General features: G+C 44.1%; 16 protein-coding genes and 2 tRNA genes. 2 read left to right on the top strand and 16 right to left on the bottom strand.

The window, feature by feature from the left end; all coding sequences use genetic code 11:
• Positions 1 to 896: 896 nt before the first annotated feature.
• From lysS to spoIIE, 14 genes are all read right to left on the bottom strand, one after another.
• Positions 897 to 2,381 carry a lysine--tRNA ligase gene (gene lysS / locus FHS45_RS19620; protein WP_062438535.1) on the bottom strand — a complete coding sequence of 495 codons (1,485 nt, stop codon included), beginning with the start codon at positions 2,379 to 2,381 and terminating at the stop codon, positions 897 to 899.
• A gap of 294 nt (positions 2,382 to 2,675) precedes the next feature.
• Positions 2,676 to 2,903 (bottom strand): helix-turn-helix domain-containing protein, encoded by a 228-nt coding sequence (locus FHS45_RS19615; RefSeq protein ID WP_062438525.1) that lies wholly within the window; start codon positions 2,901 to 2,903, stop codon positions 2,676 to 2,678.
• Positions 2,855 to 3,388 (bottom strand): 2-amino-4-hydroxy-6-hydroxymethyldihydropteridine diphosphokinase, encoded by a 534-nt coding sequence (folK, locus tag FHS45_RS19610; RefSeq protein WP_062438523.1) that lies wholly within the window; start codon positions 3,386 to 3,388, stop codon positions 2,855 to 2,857. The genes FHS45_RS19615 and folK overlap by 49 nt, the downstream gene beginning before the upstream one ends.
• Positions 3,389 to 3,751, bottom strand: coding sequence for a dihydroneopterin aldolase (gene folB, locus FHS45_RS19605; protein ID WP_062438520.1), 363 nt, complete (start codon positions 3,749 to 3,751; stop codon positions 3,389 to 3,391).
• Positions 3,752 to 3,753: 2 nt separating this feature from the next.
• The gene (gene folP, locus FHS45_RS19600; RefSeq protein WP_062438517.1) at positions 3,754 to 4,578 is read right to left on the bottom strand and encodes a dihydropteroate synthase; all 825 of its coding nucleotides are present in this window, start codon (positions 4,576 to 4,578) and stop codon (positions 3,754 to 3,756) included.
• Between the two features lie 235 nt (positions 4,579 to 4,813).
• Positions 4,814 to 5,743 carry a cysteine synthase A gene (gene cysK, locus FHS45_RS19595; RefSeq protein ID WP_181949509.1) on the bottom strand — a complete coding sequence of 310 codons (930 nt, stop codon included), beginning with the start codon at positions 5,741 to 5,743 and terminating at the stop codon, positions 4,814 to 4,816.
• Between the two features lie 91 nt (positions 5,744 to 5,834).
• On the bottom strand, positions 5,835 to 6,722 hold the full coding sequence (gene hslO, locus FHS45_RS19590; protein WP_062438514.1) for an Hsp33 family molecular chaperone HslO: 888 nt from the start codon (positions 6,720 to 6,722) through the stop codon (positions 5,835 to 5,837).
• A 6-nt stretch (positions 6,723 to 6,728) separates the two neighbouring features.
• Entirely contained in the window at positions 6,729 to 7,520 is a 792-nt protein-coding gene (locus FHS45_RS19585) for a type III pantothenate kinase (protein ID WP_062438510.1), read from the bottom strand.
• A gap of 462 nt (positions 7,521 to 7,982) precedes the next feature.
• A complete protein-coding gene (ftsH, locus tag FHS45_RS19580; RefSeq protein ID WP_062438507.1) occupies positions 7,983 to 10,031 on the bottom strand; it encodes an ATP-dependent zinc metalloprotease FtsH in 2,049 nt (682 codons plus the stop codon).
• Positions 10,032 to 10,150: 119 nt separating this feature from the next.
• Positions 10,151 to 10,687: a hypoxanthine phosphoribosyltransferase gene (hpt, locus tag FHS45_RS19575; RefSeq protein ID WP_062438504.1), complete on the bottom strand. Its 537-nt coding sequence runs from the start codon at positions 10,685 to 10,687 to the stop codon at positions 10,151 to 10,153.
• A gap of 12 nt (positions 10,688 to 10,699) precedes the next feature.
• The gene (tilS, locus tag FHS45_RS19570) at positions 10,700 to 12,097 is read right to left on the bottom strand and encodes a tRNA lysidine(34) synthetase TilS (protein ID WP_062438501.1); all 1,398 of its coding nucleotides are present in this window, start codon (positions 12,095 to 12,097) and stop codon (positions 10,700 to 10,702) included.
• Between the two features lie 93 nt (positions 12,098 to 12,190).
• Positions 12,191 to 13,147 (bottom strand): serine/threonine protein kinase, encoded by a 957-nt coding sequence (locus FHS45_RS19565; protein ID WP_062438498.1) that lies wholly within the window; start codon positions 13,145 to 13,147, stop codon positions 12,191 to 12,193.
• Entirely contained in the window at positions 13,113 to 13,850 is a 738-nt protein-coding gene (locus FHS45_RS19560; protein ID WP_062438496.1) for a vWA domain-containing protein, read from the bottom strand. The genes FHS45_RS19565 and FHS45_RS19560 overlap by 35 nt, the downstream gene beginning before the upstream one ends.
• 74 nt (positions 13,851 to 13,924) lie before the next feature.
• On the bottom strand, positions 13,925 to 16,369 hold the full coding sequence (gene spoIIE, locus FHS45_RS19555; RefSeq protein ID WP_062438494.1) for a stage II sporulation protein E: 2,445 nt from the start codon (positions 16,367 to 16,369) through the stop codon (positions 13,925 to 13,927).
• A gap of 297 nt (positions 16,370 to 16,666) precedes the next feature.
• On the opposite strand from spoIIE, the gene FHS45_RS19550 reads away from it, so the two are divergent.
• Positions 16,667 to 16,743 (top strand) — tRNA-Met (locus FHS45_RS19550).
• 34 nt (positions 16,744 to 16,777) lie between these two features.
• Positions 16,778 to 16,849, top strand: a tRNA-Glu gene (locus tag FHS45_RS19545).
• Positions 16,850 to 17,003: 154 nt separating this feature from the next.
• Here the strand turns inward: FHS45_RS19545 and FHS45_RS19540 are convergent.
• Positions 17,004 to 17,396, bottom strand: a complete 393-nt coding sequence (locus FHS45_RS19540; RefSeq protein WP_062438490.1) for a S1 domain-containing RNA-binding protein — start codon at positions 17,394 to 17,396, stop codon at positions 17,004 to 17,006.
• Positions 17,397 to 17,469: 73 nt separating this feature from the next.
• A complete protein-coding gene (locus FHS45_RS19535; protein ID WP_062438488.1) occupies positions 17,470 to 17,844 on the bottom strand; it encodes an FtsB family cell division protein in 375 nt (124 codons plus the stop codon).
• Positions 17,845 to 17,854 lie beyond the last annotated feature (10 nt).

The raw sequence follows: 17,854 nt of genomic DNA, 5'->3' as shown, positions 1-17,854 counted from the left end.
ATGTTTGCACTGCTAAAGTGCGTTGTTCATTTCCTCATATAATGAAGAAATTATATTGACGTACTGGTTGGTTCGTTCAGTTTTCAAAGATCAAATTGTTTTGCCGCTCAAATTGGCGACTTAATTAATTTATCATGTGGTTGTTTTAATGTCAACAACTTTTCATGAATATTTTTGCTCGGTTGCTTTCTCTCTTAACGCAACGTTTAATAATTTATCATGGTTCCAGAAATGAATCAAGGGGAAATTAAAATATAAATTAATTCTGATTATTTAAGCGGGAGACTCTGTTAAACTTTTTTGCTTTTCCATGAGAGAGTTATTCCACAAAAGGGCCGAAAAGTCAAAGACTTGATTTCGAGACATTGTTTGAGGAATAGGGGCATTGGGGAAGGATTCGCTTTCCTGCGGGGGACCTGGCAAGCTTCCTCGGGCTGCGCCCTGCGGGATCTTGCCTTGCTCCTTCTCCCGCGGGAGTCTCACCCTTCCCCCACGCCCATTGCCATATAAAGATACTCGAAATCGTGTTTGGAAAGTCCAGCCCTATTTTGTGAGAGAATCCTATTACAATAGTAAGTTGACCGTATTTTCTGCTCCAAAAGCACTCTAATTCTGATGGAGGTTTCGAGAAACTAACCAACGTATGGTGGCTGGGTAAACGGTGAGACTCCTGTGGGATGAACATGAGCGGTGAGATCCCGCAAGGCGAAGCCTGAGGAAGCTCACCACATACCCACGGAAAGCGATCCGTTTTCCCAGCCACCATAATCGCAATCAAAAGTCTCGAAACTGAGTCTTCAGTAAAAGGGAGCTTTTATTGTAAAACACATCAAGATTTGACTGGCCAAACAAAAAGAACCCCAGCCGGTTATCAGCTGGAGTTCTCTTCTTCTTGATTAGTCACGATTTCTCATTTGCGGGAACAGTAACACATCTCTAATCGATGGTGAGTTCGTCAATAACATAACGAGACGATCAATACCGATACCTAACCCGCCAGTCGGTGGCATTCCATATTCCAGGGACTCTAAGAAATCTTCATCCATCATATGGGCCTCATCATTTCCTTGCTCTCTTTCTTTCAACTGGCCTTCAAAGCGTTCACGCTGATCAATCGGATCATTTAGCTCAGAGAAAGCATTCGCATGCTCCCGGCCAACGATAAATAACTCGAAACGATCTGTGAAGCGAGAATCTTCCGGGTTCTTTTTAGCCAATGGTGAAATTTCAATTGGATGACCATACACGAATGTAGGCTGAATCAATTTCTCTTCCACACGCTGTTCAAAGAATTCATTCAGGATATGGCCGAATGTCATCGTATCCTGAATTTCTATGCCATGCTCCTTGGCCAGGGTTTTGGCTTCTTCATCGCTCATGTCTTTCCAGAAATCTACGCCAGTATGCTCTTTCACTAAATCCACCATATGGCGTCGAGCCCACTTAGGTTCAAGGTCGACTTCTACTTCACCGTATGCAACTTTTGTTGTGCCTAGAACATCTTTTGCAATATGAGCAACGAGGTTTTCAGTCAAGTCCATTACATCATGGAAGTCGGCGTATGCTTCATATAACTCAAGCATGGTGAACTCAGGGTTATGGCGGGTAGATACCCCTTCATTTCGGAAGACTCGTCCAATTTCATAAACTTTTTCCAGACCGCCTACAATCAGGCGCTTCAAGTGTAACTCGATTGCGATTCGCATATATAAAGGAATATCTAATGCATTATGATGGGTAATGAAAGGTCGGGCAGAAGCTCCACCTGGAATTCCATGCATCATTGGCGTTTCTACTTCAAGGAAGCCAAGGCCATCTAAATAACGGCGCATCGACTGGATGATTTTGCTTCGTAATACAAAAGTGTCGCGGCTGTCCGGGTTCGTAATCAAGTCAAGGTAACGCTGGCGGTAGCGTTGTTCTACATCCTTCAGGCCATGAAACTTTTCCGGAAGCGGGCGCAATGATTTTGTAAGCATAGTGAATTCATCCGCTTTTACAGATAATTCACCGACTTTTGTTTTGAATACTGTCCCTGTTACACCCACGATGTCTCCCATATCTGCCGTATTGAATAGTTCATACGCGTCCTCTCCAACACGGTCTTTCCTGACATAGATCTGGATTTGACCGCTTAGATCCTGGATATGAGCAAATCCTGCTTTCCCCTTTCCACGCTTGGTCATAATCCTTCCTGCTATAGTCGTGTTGATTTCTTGTTCTTCTAGTTCCTCTTTGGTATAAGACTCATACTGTTCTTTCAGATCATCAGCTACATGGGTCCGGACAAACTTGTCGCCAAATGGATCCAGGCCTTTTTCGCGATAGGCTTCTAATTTTTCTCTCCTCACCCGCATGTGCTCATTTAATTCTTCTGTCACTTCAACCACTCCGTTTCCCTTACTGGTGTAGATATACAAACGACCTTTTCAGGCTGGCTCATGTTATTTCAAACTCGATTCGTTCCTCCATATAAAAACTGCCAGTATAGCACCTGGCAGTATTACAACTATGATTTAGTATAGAAAAGACTCAGGAAAGTGTCAATGTAAAGCACCAAGACCCGTTCATGCGGCGTCCAGCTTATTTGCCCAGCAATCACATGGATGCCTGTAATTTTGCCTGATAAAGGCAGGGGTAGCACTCACCTTTTACTTTCAGGTCTGTCTCCGCAATTAAACATAGAGGTCTTCCTCTTGGTTGTAATAAGCTATCTCTTCAAAAGTGATGTCCAATGTCTCTGCAATTTGCTCCAGATTAGAACGGCTTGGCTTACGGGCGCCGCGTTCTAACTCTCCAAGCACCGACACTGACATATTCATTCTCTTAGCGAACTCTACCTGAGTCATACCTTTTAATTTTCGGAATCCTTTAATCCTTCTTCCCCACTGATTGTCTGCCATGGAATTACTCCTTTTGTTTCATTCTTGGGTATTTTATTTAATATATCTTCAACTGTCCTATTAAGGTTAGGCAGGATAACTTCCGGGCTGACCTCTCCCAGCGGCACCATTACAAATGCACGCTCATGCATTGCTGGATGCGGAACAATAAGACGCTCAGATACGATATTTTCTTGATTATAGAGTAAAATGTCAAGGTCTATTGTCCGTGGCCCCCACTTAACTTCCCTTTTCCTTCCTAATTGCGCTTCAATGGATTGGCATATGTCGAGAAGTTCGAGAGGACGGAGTGTCGTCTTGATTTCAACCACCATATTTAAAAAATCACTTTGTTCCGTATATCCAACAGGCATGGTTTCATAAATAGAGGAGCTGCGGGTTAACTGGATAGCATGGTGAGACTCCAACTCAGTAATGGCTTCATCTAGATATTCTTTTCTTGGTTCAATATTGGAACCCAAGGCAATGTATACCTGGTTACCCATTCAACCACGGCTCCTGTATATCTCAATTGCCACCGATTGATAATGCCCGGGAATTGGCGGGTCTGGTTTGATCACCTTTACGCGGCAGCCTTCCATTTTCGAAAAAGCGCCAAGCAAACGGTCCGCCACGTCTTCCGCTACTGCTTCAACCAACTTTTTCGCTTCTCCCTCAACGATCCCTTTAGTGACTTGATATATTTCTCCATAATCAATGGATGCATTCATATCATCTGTTTTTCCTGCCTGCTCCAAATCAACATCCAGTTCCAAATCCACGTAAAATCGCTGCCCAAGCTTGTTTTCTTCTGGAAATAATCCGTGATATCCATAGAATTCCATCTTATTCAAATATATTTTATCCATGCTCATTCTCCTTTACCAACCATTGCGTCCATCATTTTAGCCATTCGCGCGACTGGTTTTACATCATGGACACGCACCATATGGACACCCTTTGATATCCCAAGACAAACCGTGGCGCCTGTCCCTTCCATGCGTTCTTCTGCCGGAAGGTCCAGTATTTGTCCGATGAACCTCTTCCTGGAAGTCGCCAGCAGCATTGGATAGTTCAATTCCTGGAAGGAATCAAGGTGACGCATTACCACCAGGTTGTCGTCATGATTCTTAGCAAAACCGATGCCCGGATCCAGGATAATATTTTCTTCCCGTACGCCAGCTTCCTTTGCAATGGTGATACTTTCTTTTAAATCCTCTTTCATATCCACAATCAGGTTTTGATATTCTGTATTGGCCCGATTATGCATCAAGATAATCGGAACATTTAAGCTTGCTGCAACCTCAGCCATTTTCGCATCTCTTTTAGCTGCCCAGACGTCGTTGATTATGTCAGCTCCCGCCTCAACTGCCTGGCGCGCCACCTCTGCTTTATACGTATCAATAGAGATCGGAATAGTAAGCACACTGGAAAGCTTTTTGATAACCGGGAGTACCCGTTCCAGCTCCTCACGTTCTGATACTGGATCATGACCCGGCCTGGTGGATTCTCCACCAATATCAATAATATCGGCTCCGTCCCTTTCCATCGCTGCCGCTTGTTCCACTGCTTTTTCTAAATCAGAAAACTTTCCCCCATCGGAGAAAGAGTCTGGAGTGACATTCAGGATTCCCATGATTAATGTCTTTTTATCTAAGTCGTATACTTGCTTCTTTGTATTTAATGTAAAGCCCATCGTTATTTCCTCATTTCCGTACGAAAATATTCCTTGTCTATTTTACACTATTTGAAAAATAAATTCATGATATAGAAAAGAACAAAAGCGCAAGCGCCTTGCTCACCAACAACAAGCTTAATTGGAGCTGGATGGAACCAATCACGTAAAGTTATCCACAAAAAGAAAATTTAATATTTTCCTTAGAAAACCAAAAAGGACTGCGTCACTTTTGCTTGTGACACAGTCCCTTACATTATTGCTGATCTTCAAATTGATATAGCGGTGTGGATAGGTATCTTTCTCCGTTACTCGGAAGGACAGCGAGTACCTTTTTGCCTTTTCCTAACTCTTTGGCGATTTTCCTGGCAGCGTGGATGGCTGCTCCGGAGGATACCCCTCCCAGAATACCGTCTTTTCTGGCTGCTTCTCTGGCTGCTTCATATGCATCATCATTAGATACCTGGATGACTTCATCATAGATAGCTGTATCCAGTATGCCAGGAACAAACCCGGCACCGATACCCTGAATTTTGTGCGGTCCTGGCTGCCCGCCGGATAATACTGGGGAAGCGTCCGGTTCCACAGCATATATTTTGATATCGTTATAGTGCTTCTTTAGCACCTTTCCTGCACCAGTTATCGTTCCACCCGTTCCTACACCTGATACGAAGGCGTCTAATTGGTCACCCATTTGCTCGACTATTTCAGGTCCGGTTGTTTTTTCATGAATGGCGACATTTGCCGGGTTATTGAATTGTTGCGGCATGTAGTAGCCATGTTCCTTTTGCAGTTCTTCCGCTTTTTTAATCGCACCTTTCATGCCATCAGCACCTGGTGTAAGTACCAATTCAGCTCCATAGGCACGTAGCAGATTCCGTCGTTCCTGACTCATCGTATCCGGCATGACCAGCACGGTCTTATAGCCTTTGGCTGCCGCTATCATTGCCAGCCCGATACCAGTGTTGCCACTTGTTGGTTCTACAATCGTATCGCCTTCGTTCAACTGACCGCTTTCTTCGGCGGCTTCAATCATCGCTAGTGCAATACGATCTTTTACTGAGCTTCCTGGATTCATGAATTCCAATTTCAGATAGATATCGGCACTGTTTTCATCTGCAGCGCCATTCAATTTAACTACTGGTGTATTACCGACCAGCTCACTGACATTCTTCGCAATTCTCATTATCTCACTCCTAAACCCGAGTATTTTTATAGGATTTATTAATAATGTACGCAAAACTCACGGAAATGTCAAACAATTCATGAACTTTATTTTATTCTCCACCCTTGTTACTGGATTGCAGCTCTTTTAAATCTTTCACGTCAAAGTGATAAGCTTCATTACAAAAATGACAGGTTGCCTCTGCACCATGATCTTCTTCAATCATCGTCTGAAGTTCTTTATCATCTAGGCTGGCAAGGGCAACTTCTACCCGCTCTCTTGAACACTGGCATCTGAACTCCACAGGTACACGATCGAGTATATGCACATTATCTTTACCTAATAACCGGTCCAAAATCTCCTCCGGAGTATTGCCTTCCCGGATCATACTGGAAATAGGGGGGATTTCACTTAACCTTTTTTCAATGGTACTGATGGTCTCATCATCAGCCCCCGGCATCATTTGAATAATAAATCCACCTGCTGCAAGAATGGAGTGATCCGTATTGACCAGTACACCCGCACCTACTGCTGAAGGCACCTGCTCAGAATTCGCAAAGTAATACGTAAAGTCTTCGCTCACTTCTCCCGACACAATAGGAACTTGTCCGGTGAAGTGGTCTTTTAATCCCAAATCTTTGACTACACTTAAGGTCCCTTCTGTACCAACTGCACGGGCTACGTCCAATTTTCCCTGGGCATTCAAGTCAAAATCAACATGCGGGTTCTTGACGTATCCCCGGACATGACCACGGGCATCAGCATCTACAATTACCGCTTCGATCGGGCCATTTCCCTCAAGTTTGATAGTTAACTTATCATCGCCTTTTAGCATGGTACCCATCATCGCACTGATCGTCAGCGTTCGGCCAAGTGCTGCAGAAGTGGTAGCCCAAGTATCCTGCCTGCGACGTGCTTCTTCTACGGTTTTCGTGGATTGTATGGCATAGGCGCGAACTTTTCCTTCAAATGCAGTAGCACGAATTAAATAATCTGTCATCTATCATCATTCTCCTTTGAATTCTTTTTTTCCTTTATTCCGTTGATAAATGGTATATAGACCTTTCAAGGTCAAATAAGGGTCAACGATATCAATCGTAGCAGATTCATCAGCAATCAAACCAGCTAAACCACCGGTAGCGATAACTTTAGGATTAGACGGAGCGGCTTCTTTCATTCTTCTCACCACTTCATCCACCTGACCGACATACCCAAAAAACACGCCGGACTGCATCGCTTCCACTGTACTCTGACCGACAACCTGTCCCGGATTTCTGATTTCAATCTTCGGTAGCTTAGCAGCTTTTGCATACAGAGCTTCCATGGACACATTGATACCAGGCGATATGACACCGCCGACATATTCCGCATTTTCGTTGATATAACAATAGGTAGTTGCTGTTCCGAAATCAATGATTACCAGCGGTGCTTTATGCTCCTGCAAAGCACCGACAGCATTAACGATGCGGTCTGCTCCTATTTCCTTCGGGTTCGGATAAGTCATTGCCAACCCTTCATCTACTTCATCAGCTCCGATGATCATCGGCTTTCGCTTAAAGTAATTTCGGGACATCCTTTCCAAAGCAAACATGATCGGTGGAACAACCGAGGAGATAACCACTCCATGGATATCGGAAAAAACCAAACCCTCATGCTCAAATAAGGATTTGATCAACATTCCATATTCATCTTCTGTTTTATAACGGTCCGTTTTGATACGCCATTGAAATTTCAGTTTATCTTCTTCAAAAACACCCAGCACGGTGTTTGTATTCCCTACATCCAGCACAAATATCATGACATGACCCCACTTTATATATCATTTCTGAAAATTCATCATACCACACAACACATTCTTGCTTTATGATATATTTTCCTGCCGAGTCAAAGCAAGGCCAAAGGCTTAAAAGTCATTTCAAGTACAAAAGCGCAAGCGCCTTGCTAGTAATGACGTTCGACTAAAAACGGCACGTCCTCAAAAAAGACCTTGTCTTTTTCTGCGATGTACTTTCGTAGAAGTAGTTCTAGTGTGCCAACGTCGAACTGACCTGCGTCCTCGAAAAAGAAAACCACTTTTTCTTCGTGCGATGTCTTTCTAAGAAGCATTCCTTGTCCTGCAGGCCTCCGACAAGCTTAAGCCAAGCCTCGCCGTGACGTTTTTGGTCACAGAGAGGCTTGACTTAAGACCTCGAGGGGGTAGGCGCTGGAGCTGGAGACAAGAAAAAAGTCACGCTGCACTGGGCAGCGTGACTTTTTGTATTTATTCTTTACGTTCAGAATCATTTTCTTCTTCTGTTTCCTTATTATCTACGGTTGGACCTTCTTCTGGACCCGTAGGCTTGTTGTCCGTTTTGATTTCATCCTCTTTCGATTGGACGTTGACACGGACATCGGAAGTAGCGTCTTTATCAGCTTTTTCCTTTTTTCTCGCTTTCTCTCTTTCTTGTGCCAATTCTTCTATTTCTTCCTGTGTAGGAAGGCGGCCTTTTTCGAAAAGGGATTTGATTTCCGTCGCATCCAACGTTTCGATTTCCAGCAATGTAGAAGCGACAAGCTCTAACTTATCACGATTTTCTGTCAAAATCGTCTTGGCACGGTCATAACAGTAGTTGATAAAGTTTTGTGTTTCTTTATCGATATCATAGGCGATTTGATCACTGTAATTCTGTTCATTCTGGATGTCACGGCCAAGGAATACCTGTCCGCCAGAGTTAGAACCGAATTGCAATGGACCCAACTTCTCACTCATGCCATACTCGGTAACCATCTTACGAGCAATGCTGGTAGCACGCTGGAAGTCATTGTGGGCGCCTGTACTTACTTCACCGAAAATGACTTCTTCCGCTACACGTCCACCGAGCAAGCCGGTAATTTTATCAAACAGTTCCGGTTTAGTCATGAAGTAACGGTCTTCACGTGGAAGCATGACAGCATATCCGCCAGCCTGGCCACGTGGCACGATGGTAACCTTGTGTACCATGTCCGCATCATCCAATACCATGCCGATGATGGTATGGCCACTTTCATGATAAGCAACGATATTGCGCTCTTTCTTAGAGATGACCCTGCTCTTCTTCGCTGGACCAGCAATGACACGGTCGATGGCTTCATCGACATCTTCCATATCAATCGAGTCTTTATCAGCACGGGCAGCTACAAGTGCCGCTTCGTTCAACAGGTTCTCCAGGTCTGCACCTGAGAAACCAGGTGTACGCATAGCTATCGTCTTCAAATCGACATCTTTACCTAATGGTTTATCTTTAGCATGAACCGCAAGAACTTCTTGTCTTCCTTTAACATCTGGACGATCGACCGTGATTTGACGGTCAAAACGACCAGGACGTAGTAATGCCGGGTCTAAAATATCCGGACGGTTGGTCGCTGCAATGATGATGATCCCTTCATTGACACCGAAACCATCCATTTCTACTAATAGCTGGTTCAAGGTTTGTTCACGCTCATCGTGACCGCCGCCAAGACCTGCTCCACGCTGACGACCGACCGCATCGATCTCATCAATGAAGATGATACACGGAGCATTCTTTTTCGCATTTTCAAACAAGTCACGGACACGTGATGCACCAACACCGACAAACATTTCAACGAAATCCGAACCACTGATAGAGAAGAATGGAACACCTGCTTCTCCGGCAACAGCACGGGCAAGCAAGGTTTTACCTGTACCCGGTGGTCCGACTAGCAGGACACCTTTCGGAATACGTGCGCCAACTGCAGAGAACTTGCGAGGATCTTTCAAGAAGTCTACGACCTCTACCAGCTCCTGCTTCTCTTCATCAGCACCGGCCACATCTTTGAAACGGACCTTTTTCTTCTCTTCAGTATACTGTTTCGCTTTACTCTTCCCGAAATTCATGACACGACTTCCGCCGCCTTGTGCCTGGTTCAACAGGAAGAAGAATAAAATGAATATAATGATGAACGGAATCATGGTTGTCAGGAAAGAAACCCAGGCACTAGGCTGTTCCTCTTCTTCCACCTTCAGGATACTTTGTTCCTGAGCGGTATCCGTTACATTTGTAATCATTTGATCATTCGCAGGAATTTTAGCTGTGAAGGAATTATCACCCTCTTCACCGCCGCCGCCTGTAAGCGTCCCTTGAACTTGATACACTCCATTGACAGGTTGAATCGTCATTTCTTCGATCTGACCGCTGTTCAAGTATTCATTGAACTCGTTAACAGTCAGCGTTTGCTGTGGTTCACCTTGTCCTCTAAATAGACCGACTACGCCGATTACTACGAGGAAGATAAGTAAATAAAATATTGTGTTACGAAATATTCGGTTCATTGCCTACCTCCTCCCAATCAACAAAAACTATATTAAATAGTATCATACTAAAAAGTACCAGCACAACTAATTACCCTTAAACAATATGTGAACATTTTGTGTTTCATGTACCATCATTTTTACCCACCATAAACTTCCGGCTTAAGCACACCGATATAGGGAAGATTACGATATTTTTCATCATAGTCCAACCCGTAGCCAACAACGAATTCATCCGGCACTTCAAAACCGACAACATCAGCTTTAATATGGGAAGTACGGCCGGTAGGCTTATCCAGTAATGTAACGATTTTGATGGATTTCGCTTTCCGGTATTTGAACAGGTCTACCAGGTAGCTCAAAGTCAAGCCACTATCAATGATGTCCTCAATAATTAAAAGATCTCGTCCTTCCACCTGGGTGTTCAAGTCTTTTTCAATTTTCACTTCACCAGAAGAACGCATGCCATCATAGCTGGAAACATCCATGAAATCCATTTCCAAATGGGTTTCTATCCGTTTCAGCAAATCCCCCATAAATGGCATGGCCCCTTTTAATACGCCAATAGCCAGCGGGAATCTTCCTTCATATTCTTCTGTCAGCTGATCACCGATTTCTTTGCACTTTGCCTGGATCTCTTCTTCTGAAATCAGAACCTCTTTAATTTCGTTATGCATAGTTCGCTCCTCCTACCTGTCTTCCTTTGGCTGTGAATAATTTATTTCCAGCCACTCTCCCGATGTTCCTCCACTGCATACCGTACTTTTCTTCAAACCGACCAACCATAATATTTTTCCATTCTGATCCGTTATTAAAGGCCAACTATCCCTCGCTTCTTTAGGAACCTTCTGATCAATGAATATATCTTTGATTTTTCTTGAGCCATTCAAGCCTTTCCATGTCATTCGATCTCCCGGGCGTCGAGTCCGTACAATCAAAGGAAGCTCTACGTGAGTCACATCACAAGTGAGCGTGCACTTGTCTTCCTTGTTCTTGCAAGTCGTCAGCTTGACAGAAAGTTCCGAACCGTCAGGCAAGCGGTATGTATCACCGATCCCAAGCTCGCTCCTGTAAGAGGCGGGCTTGTATGAACTGTTAAAATGAAAAGTGATTTTTCCATAATTACGCTGCAACCATAAGCCACCAGGCCAGTCCAGCTTGCCATTGGCTATATCCCGTGTCAAAAAATCAAAGAATTGCTGCTCATGTATATAAGAAAAATCCTCAGAGTTTCCATCATAAAGATAGTTTAATATTAGATGAAAGGCCCTTCTTTGTAAAGCTATCGGATAGGTATTAAATTCAGAAACGGAAAAAGAAATATTCTTCTTATCCTTTTCAAAAACCGCCACCTTTTCCAACAGTTTCTCCGCCTGCTGTTGCAGGTATTCCTCATCCTCTTTCAAATCCTGGCTCAGCTTCCATAAATGCTCATTCAACTTCGGGTTTTCTGCCTTCATAAGCGGGAGAATCTTATGCCGAAAGTAGTTTCTCGTATATTTCGTATCTTTATTCGAAAGATCTTCCCTCGGGTGGATATGATACTCTTTACAATAAGCCAATATCTCCTCTTTGGTTACCCCTAAAAACGGACGTATAATCTTCCCGCCTGCAAAGTCTCTCTTCACGGGGATTCCAGTGAGCCCTCCCGGAGTAGTCCCTCTGACAAGACGCATCAGCATCGTTTCTGCCTGATCATCCCCATGGTGGCCAAGCGCAAGAATTCCCGCTCGTTTCTTGTTCATTTGTTCCTGGAAAAATTGATAACGTAAAATCCGGGCTGCTTCTTGTGTATTCAGGTTGTACTGTTTCTTATACGTAGGAACATCCACGGAGGTTCCCACAAAATCGATATTCCATTGTTTACATACTTCTTTCACATACGTTAAGTCCTCGATGGAAGCTGCTCCACGCAGGCCATGATCGACAGAAGCAGCAATCAAAGAGAGCCCCCATGGCTCTCGTATCGTTTTGAAATAATGCAGAAGTGCCATAGAATCCGGTCCGCCGGAAACAGCAATCAGTACTGTCTGTCCTTGTTCTAACAATCGATTTCGCTCGATGAATGCATCGACGGCCGTTTTCATGTTACTTCCACCTCAAGTAGTATTAGTATTTGATCAATACTGAACACCATTATCCTATCATTTGTAGCCTTGCTACTGCAAAACATAGCAGTTCTACCAGGCAATTATAGAAAAGAGAAAATAGAAAAGGAGGAGAGACAAAAATATCACTCCCAGCTCTGCCGCGGCGAATGACGTTTTCCGGGCTTCTTTTCTTCTCGAGACCCTCGTATGCCTGTTTTCCATCATCTTATATTTGGATGGACCATTTAATATAGAAGATAACTCTTTTTTCATTTCATAGCTAGAGGAGTACTCCCCGTGCCACGCTTTCTTAATAAGCCGGCGATATGGCTTGAGAAGTTCAAGCTGCTGCAATTTCTTTTCTAGTGTTTGCTGTGGATTCGCACCTCTCTCAAAACGTCTCCCGTGGGCGACTTCCATCATGACCATCGTCAATGCAAATAAATCATAGGCAGGGTCAGCTTTACGTGATCCACCTTGCCAATATCCCCGGTCATAGAATTCCGTATATTCTTTAATAGCACGCCCTATTTTAGTGGTGCCACCCACATCGATCAGCCGCAATTTAGGTGGAGGCGATGTGACAAGCAGGTTATCTGTCTTCAAATCACCGAACACCCACCCTTGTTCATGCAATTCCTCCAAATCACTCAATAATTGCAGCATCATGACCCCCAGCCATTCTTTTCCCCTGCCATGTAAAAAGCTCGCGAGTTCCTGGCCTTTCAGATATTCCATAACATAGTAAGGGTATGTCACACCAGCCGGAGTCACCCAGTCATCCACGTCCAACAAAGAAGGCCCAAGGCGCTTCCCCTGGACCTTTTGAAAAGTTTTTAGAACATTCACTTCCGTAATGATCCTAGAACTGTCTGTACCAATTTTAAGCGCTGTATAAACGCCATTCCGCTCACATAAATAGACGATGCCGCATGCGCCTTCCCCCAGCTTTTGAATTACCTGATATTGCGTACCGTTCCATTTCCCCCGGATAATGGTCCCTCGTTTTAAGTTAGTAACCAGTTTCTTCGTATGGTTCACTTGCATGTTTCATACTCCCAAACAAGCTTTTTTTGCCGAACTGGTACATCGCTTCTTTAAGCGCAGGCCCGGTAGGTGTGATACCTCCGCTTGCCAGCTTAGGAAAAACTTTAGAGATACCATCTAATTCAGGGGTCCAATCCATTAATTTGTGAATCGGCTTCATTTTATTTGGGAAACAGAAGATGCTGAAGCGATTGTTCCCAGACCTTGCATTCAAACTTAATGACAAGTCAAATAGAGCCTCCTTGACGGTAGAAAGCTTCGGAGTCATGCTGGCGCTGGTGTCCACAAGCACAAGCACCTCCAGATCACACGTCTCCCCCAGGTCCTCCACCACTTCCATCACTTCGCCGCGTTTGTCCGGCGGCAGCTCCTCAAATGTCTGCTTTTCTCCGAGGATCTGCTTCAGCTCCTGATTGACAACCCCCTGTAACGTTTGTGTCATTGCCTGTTTGGTGACCATTTGCACGGTTTGAGAAAGTGCTTTTTGATAGACGATTTGACTTACGCCTCCGCCAGACATGGCAATCGCTTCAACTTCTTCCAGCCCTTCCGGCTGCTCACTTTGATCATCATCAAGAATCCCGATGACATTCACCGTGATACCCTGATCATTAGCCAGCGCAGCAATGGCAACCGGATCTTCCCCCTGATTCGAACATCCATCGGTCAATAACAAAATCTGCTTCAGTGTACCTTTTTTCATTGGATCACCCCTTCAGTTCCTTACCATCATCATCGCCGAACATCGAGGGGTTTATACCTGTCCAAAAGTAATAATCAGGCCTCCTTACGTTTATAGGGAATTGCTTTCCACTGTGGATGGTTATGGTCCAGTCTTGCAACAAGGACGGTCATATCATCTTCAATGGCACCGCGTGTACGGATCACTTCTTCCAAAATCAAATCCGCTACAGCTTGCGGGTCATTGGTCTCCATCTCTCTTATTTTCCGCTTCAGCCATGCTTCCATATTCTCTATATGCTTCGGTCCTTCTAATATTCCGTCACTCATCATAATTAATAGATCTCCGGGTGCTAACTGCTCACTAACTATTTCAACGTCGACATCCTTGATGATGCCGATCGGAAGGTTGCTTGATTCTATCTTCATCATTTGCGCTCCGCGCTTTATATAACTCGGAGTGCTGCCGATTTTTATAAATTTTGATGTGGCGTCCTGTAAATCTACGACAGCCAGATCCAGGGTAGAAAAAATTTCGTCTGTTGTTCGCAGCGAGAGTATCGAATTGATCGACTTGATGGCCACCTGTTCCTGGATGCCTGACTGTAGTATCTGCTGCAAGAGTCGCAATGTCTCCATACTTTCCTCATGAGCACGGATGCCGTTACCCATCCCATCGCTGATCGCAAGGGCATACTTCCCCGCGCCTAACTCCATCGTGGAATAGCTGTCCCCAGAAATAAACCCGCCATCCTTAGCAGCATGCGCTACACCTGTTTCCATGATATATCGCTTGGCTGACTGGAAGGACAGCTCACAGTAACCGTTTGGAAATGGCGCGATATTTTCTTTTGTCACAATAATCGTCTCATCCAATATATCTGAAAGCAGCGGCGCAATCAGTTTTGGACCTTCTCCATGATAATTTCGCACATAGAAAGTAAGGTCGATATCGATATTACCGGCATCGAGGGTATAAATATCCAATGTTTCAATTTCTAACCCTAATTGATTGATAGCATAGGTGATCTCCTGCTCCTGGACTTCATGGTTCTCCCTTTCCTTGGTAATTTCTTTTGCAAAATCTTCCATCACTTCTGAAACACCGCGCAACTGGTCAGCAACAAACCTCCTGCTTTCCAGCACTTGTTTTTTCAACTGCTGATTTGCCTGGTAAAAAGAAAGCTCCTGTTTCATCGTATCGATGAGCTTTTGGGGTTTGACACAGTATTGGTCGACATTCTTGCGAATCAGTCTGCTCGGCTCGTCCCCTCCCTCAAGATCCGTCATCAAATCGGTCATGATATTGTACGTTTGATCGAATTGTTTTGCCCAGCATCGCTCCTTTTTAAAACAGGATTGGCATGTTTTTTCCGTAACATGGCTTAAAAAGTAATCTTTTTCCCGCTGGTGTTCCTCTGTGTCTGTCTGATCGTCATAGAAATGAAAGCTTTTGGATAGGGCGCGAAACACATCAGAAAATTTTTCCACACGCACAGCAGTCACATCGCGAACTTTTTGTAAATATTGTTCCTGTTCCTGAGAATGCTCCTGGGTGCCTGGGATATATCGGGCCAATTTTCGAATCCAGCCTTCCGGCGTCAAAGCAAAAAGTATAATGGCCAAACCAGTCTCCATAAGCGACGGTGATAATGTTGATACAGTTCCCCCATATATACCGATCAATAAAGTACCAACAATCAAACCAACGCTGACACCGGTTTTCTTACCCTCTTTAAGCAATCCTCCAAGCAGACCGGAAAAAGCTAGTAAACTCATTTGATAGAGATTCGCGACATTGGCAAGACTCAATACTAGTCCGGTCACGACCCCGACTGTCGATCCGATAGCCGCGCCGCCAATGAAAGCCAGGAATAAGACCAGGTATCTGGAGAATATTTGTTCTAACGAGACATCCTGGATCTGCCAGCCGATCGTTCCTGTCAATACAGAGGCGAGCAAAATGATCATACAGACGATTTCTTCATTTTTTAAGGTCGCTTTATACCTTTTAGGTGATAATAGTGGAACACTCTGCATAAATATCAGGACAAGCATTGCGCTTAGTACGCCTTCAGCAGCCATAAGCAGCGCTTCATATGGTTGCCATGCATCCAGTAAGGTGAATGCGACCGATCTTGGAAGGACACAAGCTAAGAACGCCATCAACGGTAACAGCTTCTGATGTTCTTTCCATGTATGTACAATGAAGGCAAGTAACAAGAACGTCAGCATCGCTGTAAACACAAAACCCGTCTGCAGCCAGCCATAAGTAGATGCCCCGATGACAGCAAATAGGACGACAGCTGGAACACGATCTCTTCTAAGCCACCACACCGATGCGATCAACGCGATGACAAAGGGCGAAATGGAAGATAAGATGACCGCTCTGCCCAGAAGCAAAGCGATGATCATCAGCAACCAGCCTTTGTCGATCAACAAGTACTTCGCTCTACTCTCCGCTTTCTTCTTCAGCTTGCTGAGTCGTGCTTTTTCCATCCCAATAGTCTGTGAACCCTTTCTCGTTAATGTCCCCAACATCTTCACCACTCCTTCTTGTTGCTCTATTAAATCACATATCTATCATGTAATTTGTCAAAACAAGAAGAGAGCAGTAACAAAAAGTTCGACTGATTTCCTTGCTGAAAAGTACCCTTCTACAAATTAGTCGTCGTTTATTCGCCCCCCATTTAGAGCAAGGAAGGGGATAATCCCTGTAACTGTACCGTTTCTATCATTTTCAAAAATTGACAGACTAATCCGAAAATAGAAATTCTGTTGACACTTAATCTATCATGTTGTAATATATTGCTTGTGACTTTGAATGAAACAATTCATGGCGGTGTAGCTCAGCTGGCGAGAGCGTACGGTTCATACCCGTGAGGTCGGGGGTTCGATCCCCTCCGCCGCTACCATTTATTTTTACAAGGTTACATAACCAAACGACAAGGCCCGTTGGTCAAGTGGTTAAGACACCGCCCTTTCACGGCGGTAACACGGGTTCGAATCCCGTACGGGTCATCCATAACAATCTAGTTCCGCTGAGGCAGCATATAATGAAGCTGCCTCAGCTTTTTTATTGGAAGAATAATATTTTTCTATACTAAAAACGGGCTGCCATTTCTGGCAAGCCCGTTTTTTGGCACGTGCATTATATATTCATATAGGCAGCAAGTTAGCCTTTTTTAGCACCTCGACCTCCGCGTTTCGATTCCGTGTGCTTCTTCAATGAAGCCAGACGCTCATCACTATCTTTCATAAAGCGATTCATCTTTTGTTCGAATGTTTCTACCGGCTTACGATTCTGCGGCTTATTATTACGACGACCATAGTTCTCTTTCGCTTTCTTAATGGAAAGGCCGATTTTTCCGTCTTTACCGACATTAATGACTTTCACTTCCACTTTGTCGCCTTCGCTTAAGTGATCATTAATATCCTTGACATAGTTGTCGGCAACCTCACTAATATGGACTAAACCAGTCTGCCCATCGGGAAGTTCCACGAATGCTCCAAAATTAGTGATACCAGTTACCTTACCCTGCAGCTTGCTGCCTACTTCGATTGACATAAAAAAAATGCTCCTCCTTAAAATTTCGATAAATATCCTTCTTTACTATTATATATAAGCAATGAAAAGTGTGTCAATAAGATGGGTCTTCTTCCGGAAGTTTGAAGATAATCTCGCCTTCTTTTGAAAAGAAGTAATTCGTCCTGGCAATTTGAAGGACGTATTCTTCATTATTCAATAATTCGATTTCTTCTTTTAAGTTCTTTTCCTGATTTTCAAGCGCCACCTTTTGTTCCTGGAGCTCTTCCATACGTTCCAGCTTTTCATTATACATCGCTTGTTGTTTAAAATGATAAGTCAGCATAGATCCCATGACAACCAGGACCAGGATGGTAAATAGTGCCAGCCTACGAAACAGACGCTTTTTCTTTCTATGTTGTCGTTCTACGTATGTATCATACTGTTTCATGTAGTTCGATTCTATTCGTGTGACTTGTTTTTCGGCCATCTACTCTGCC

Source organism: Thalassobacillus devorans (assembly GCF_011761345.1).
GTDB classification, from domain to species: Bacteria; Bacillota; Bacilli; order Bacillales; family Halobacillaceae; genus Thalassobacillus; species Thalassobacillus devorans.
Note: the sequence above shows the minus strand (reverse complement) of the source record. Positions and strands in the feature narration are given on the sequence as shown.

Bases quoted from the DNA above. Each gene is read 5' to 3' on its own strand.
- FHS45_RS19615 (WP_062438525.1), bottom strand. From the start codon at position 2,903: ATGGCAGACAATCAGTGGGGAAGAAGGATTAAAGGATTCCGAAAATTA.
- folK (WP_062438523.1), bottom strand. From the start codon at position 3,388: ATGGGTAACCAGGTATACATTGCCTTGGGTTCCAATATTGAACCAAGA.
- folB (WP_062438520.1), bottom strand. From the start codon at position 3,751: ATGGATAAAATATATTTGAATAAGATGGAATTCTATGGATATCACGGA.
- folP (WP_062438517.1), bottom strand. From the start codon at position 4,578: ATGGGCTTTACATTAAATACAAAGAAGCAAGTATACGACTTAGATAAA.
- cysK (WP_181949509.1), bottom strand. From the start codon at position 5,743: ATGAGAATTGCGAAGAATGTCAGTGAGCTGGTCGGTAATACACCAGTA.
- hslO (WP_062438514.1), bottom strand. From the start codon at position 6,722: ATGACAGATTATTTAATTCGTGCTACTGCATTTGAAGGAAAAGTTCGC.
- FHS45_RS19585 (WP_062438510.1), bottom strand. From the start codon at position 7,520: ATGATATTTGTGCTGGATGTAGGGAATACAAACACCGTGCTGGGTGTT.
- ftsH (WP_062438507.1), bottom strand. From the start codon at position 10,031: ATGAACCGAATATTTCGTAACACAATATTTTATTTACTTATCTTCCTC.
- hpt (WP_062438504.1), bottom strand. From the start codon at position 10,687: ATGCATAACGAAATTAAAGAGGTTCTGATTTCAGAAGAAGAGATCCAG.
- tilS (WP_062438501.1), bottom strand. From the start codon at position 12,097: ATGAAAACGGCCGTCGATGCATTCATCGAGCGAAATCGATTGTTAGAA.
- FHS45_RS19565 (WP_062438498.1), bottom strand. From the start codon at position 13,147: ATGCAAGTGAACCATACGAAGAAACTGGTTACTAACTTAAAACGAGGG.
- FHS45_RS19560 (WP_062438496.1), bottom strand. From the start codon at position 13,850: ATGAAAAAAGGTACACTGAAGCAGATTTTGTTATTGACCGATGGATGT.
- spoIIE (WP_062438494.1), bottom strand. From the start codon at position 16,369: ATGTTGGGGACATTAACGAGAAAGGGTTCACAGACTATTGGGATGGAA.
- FHS45_RS19540 (WP_062438490.1), bottom strand. From the start codon at position 17,396: ATGTCAATCGAAGTAGGCAGCAAGCTGCAGGGTAAGGTAACTGGTATC.
- FHS45_RS19535 (WP_062438488.1), bottom strand. From the start codon at position 17,844: ATGGCCGAAAAACAAGTCACACGAATAGAATCGAACTACATGAAACAG.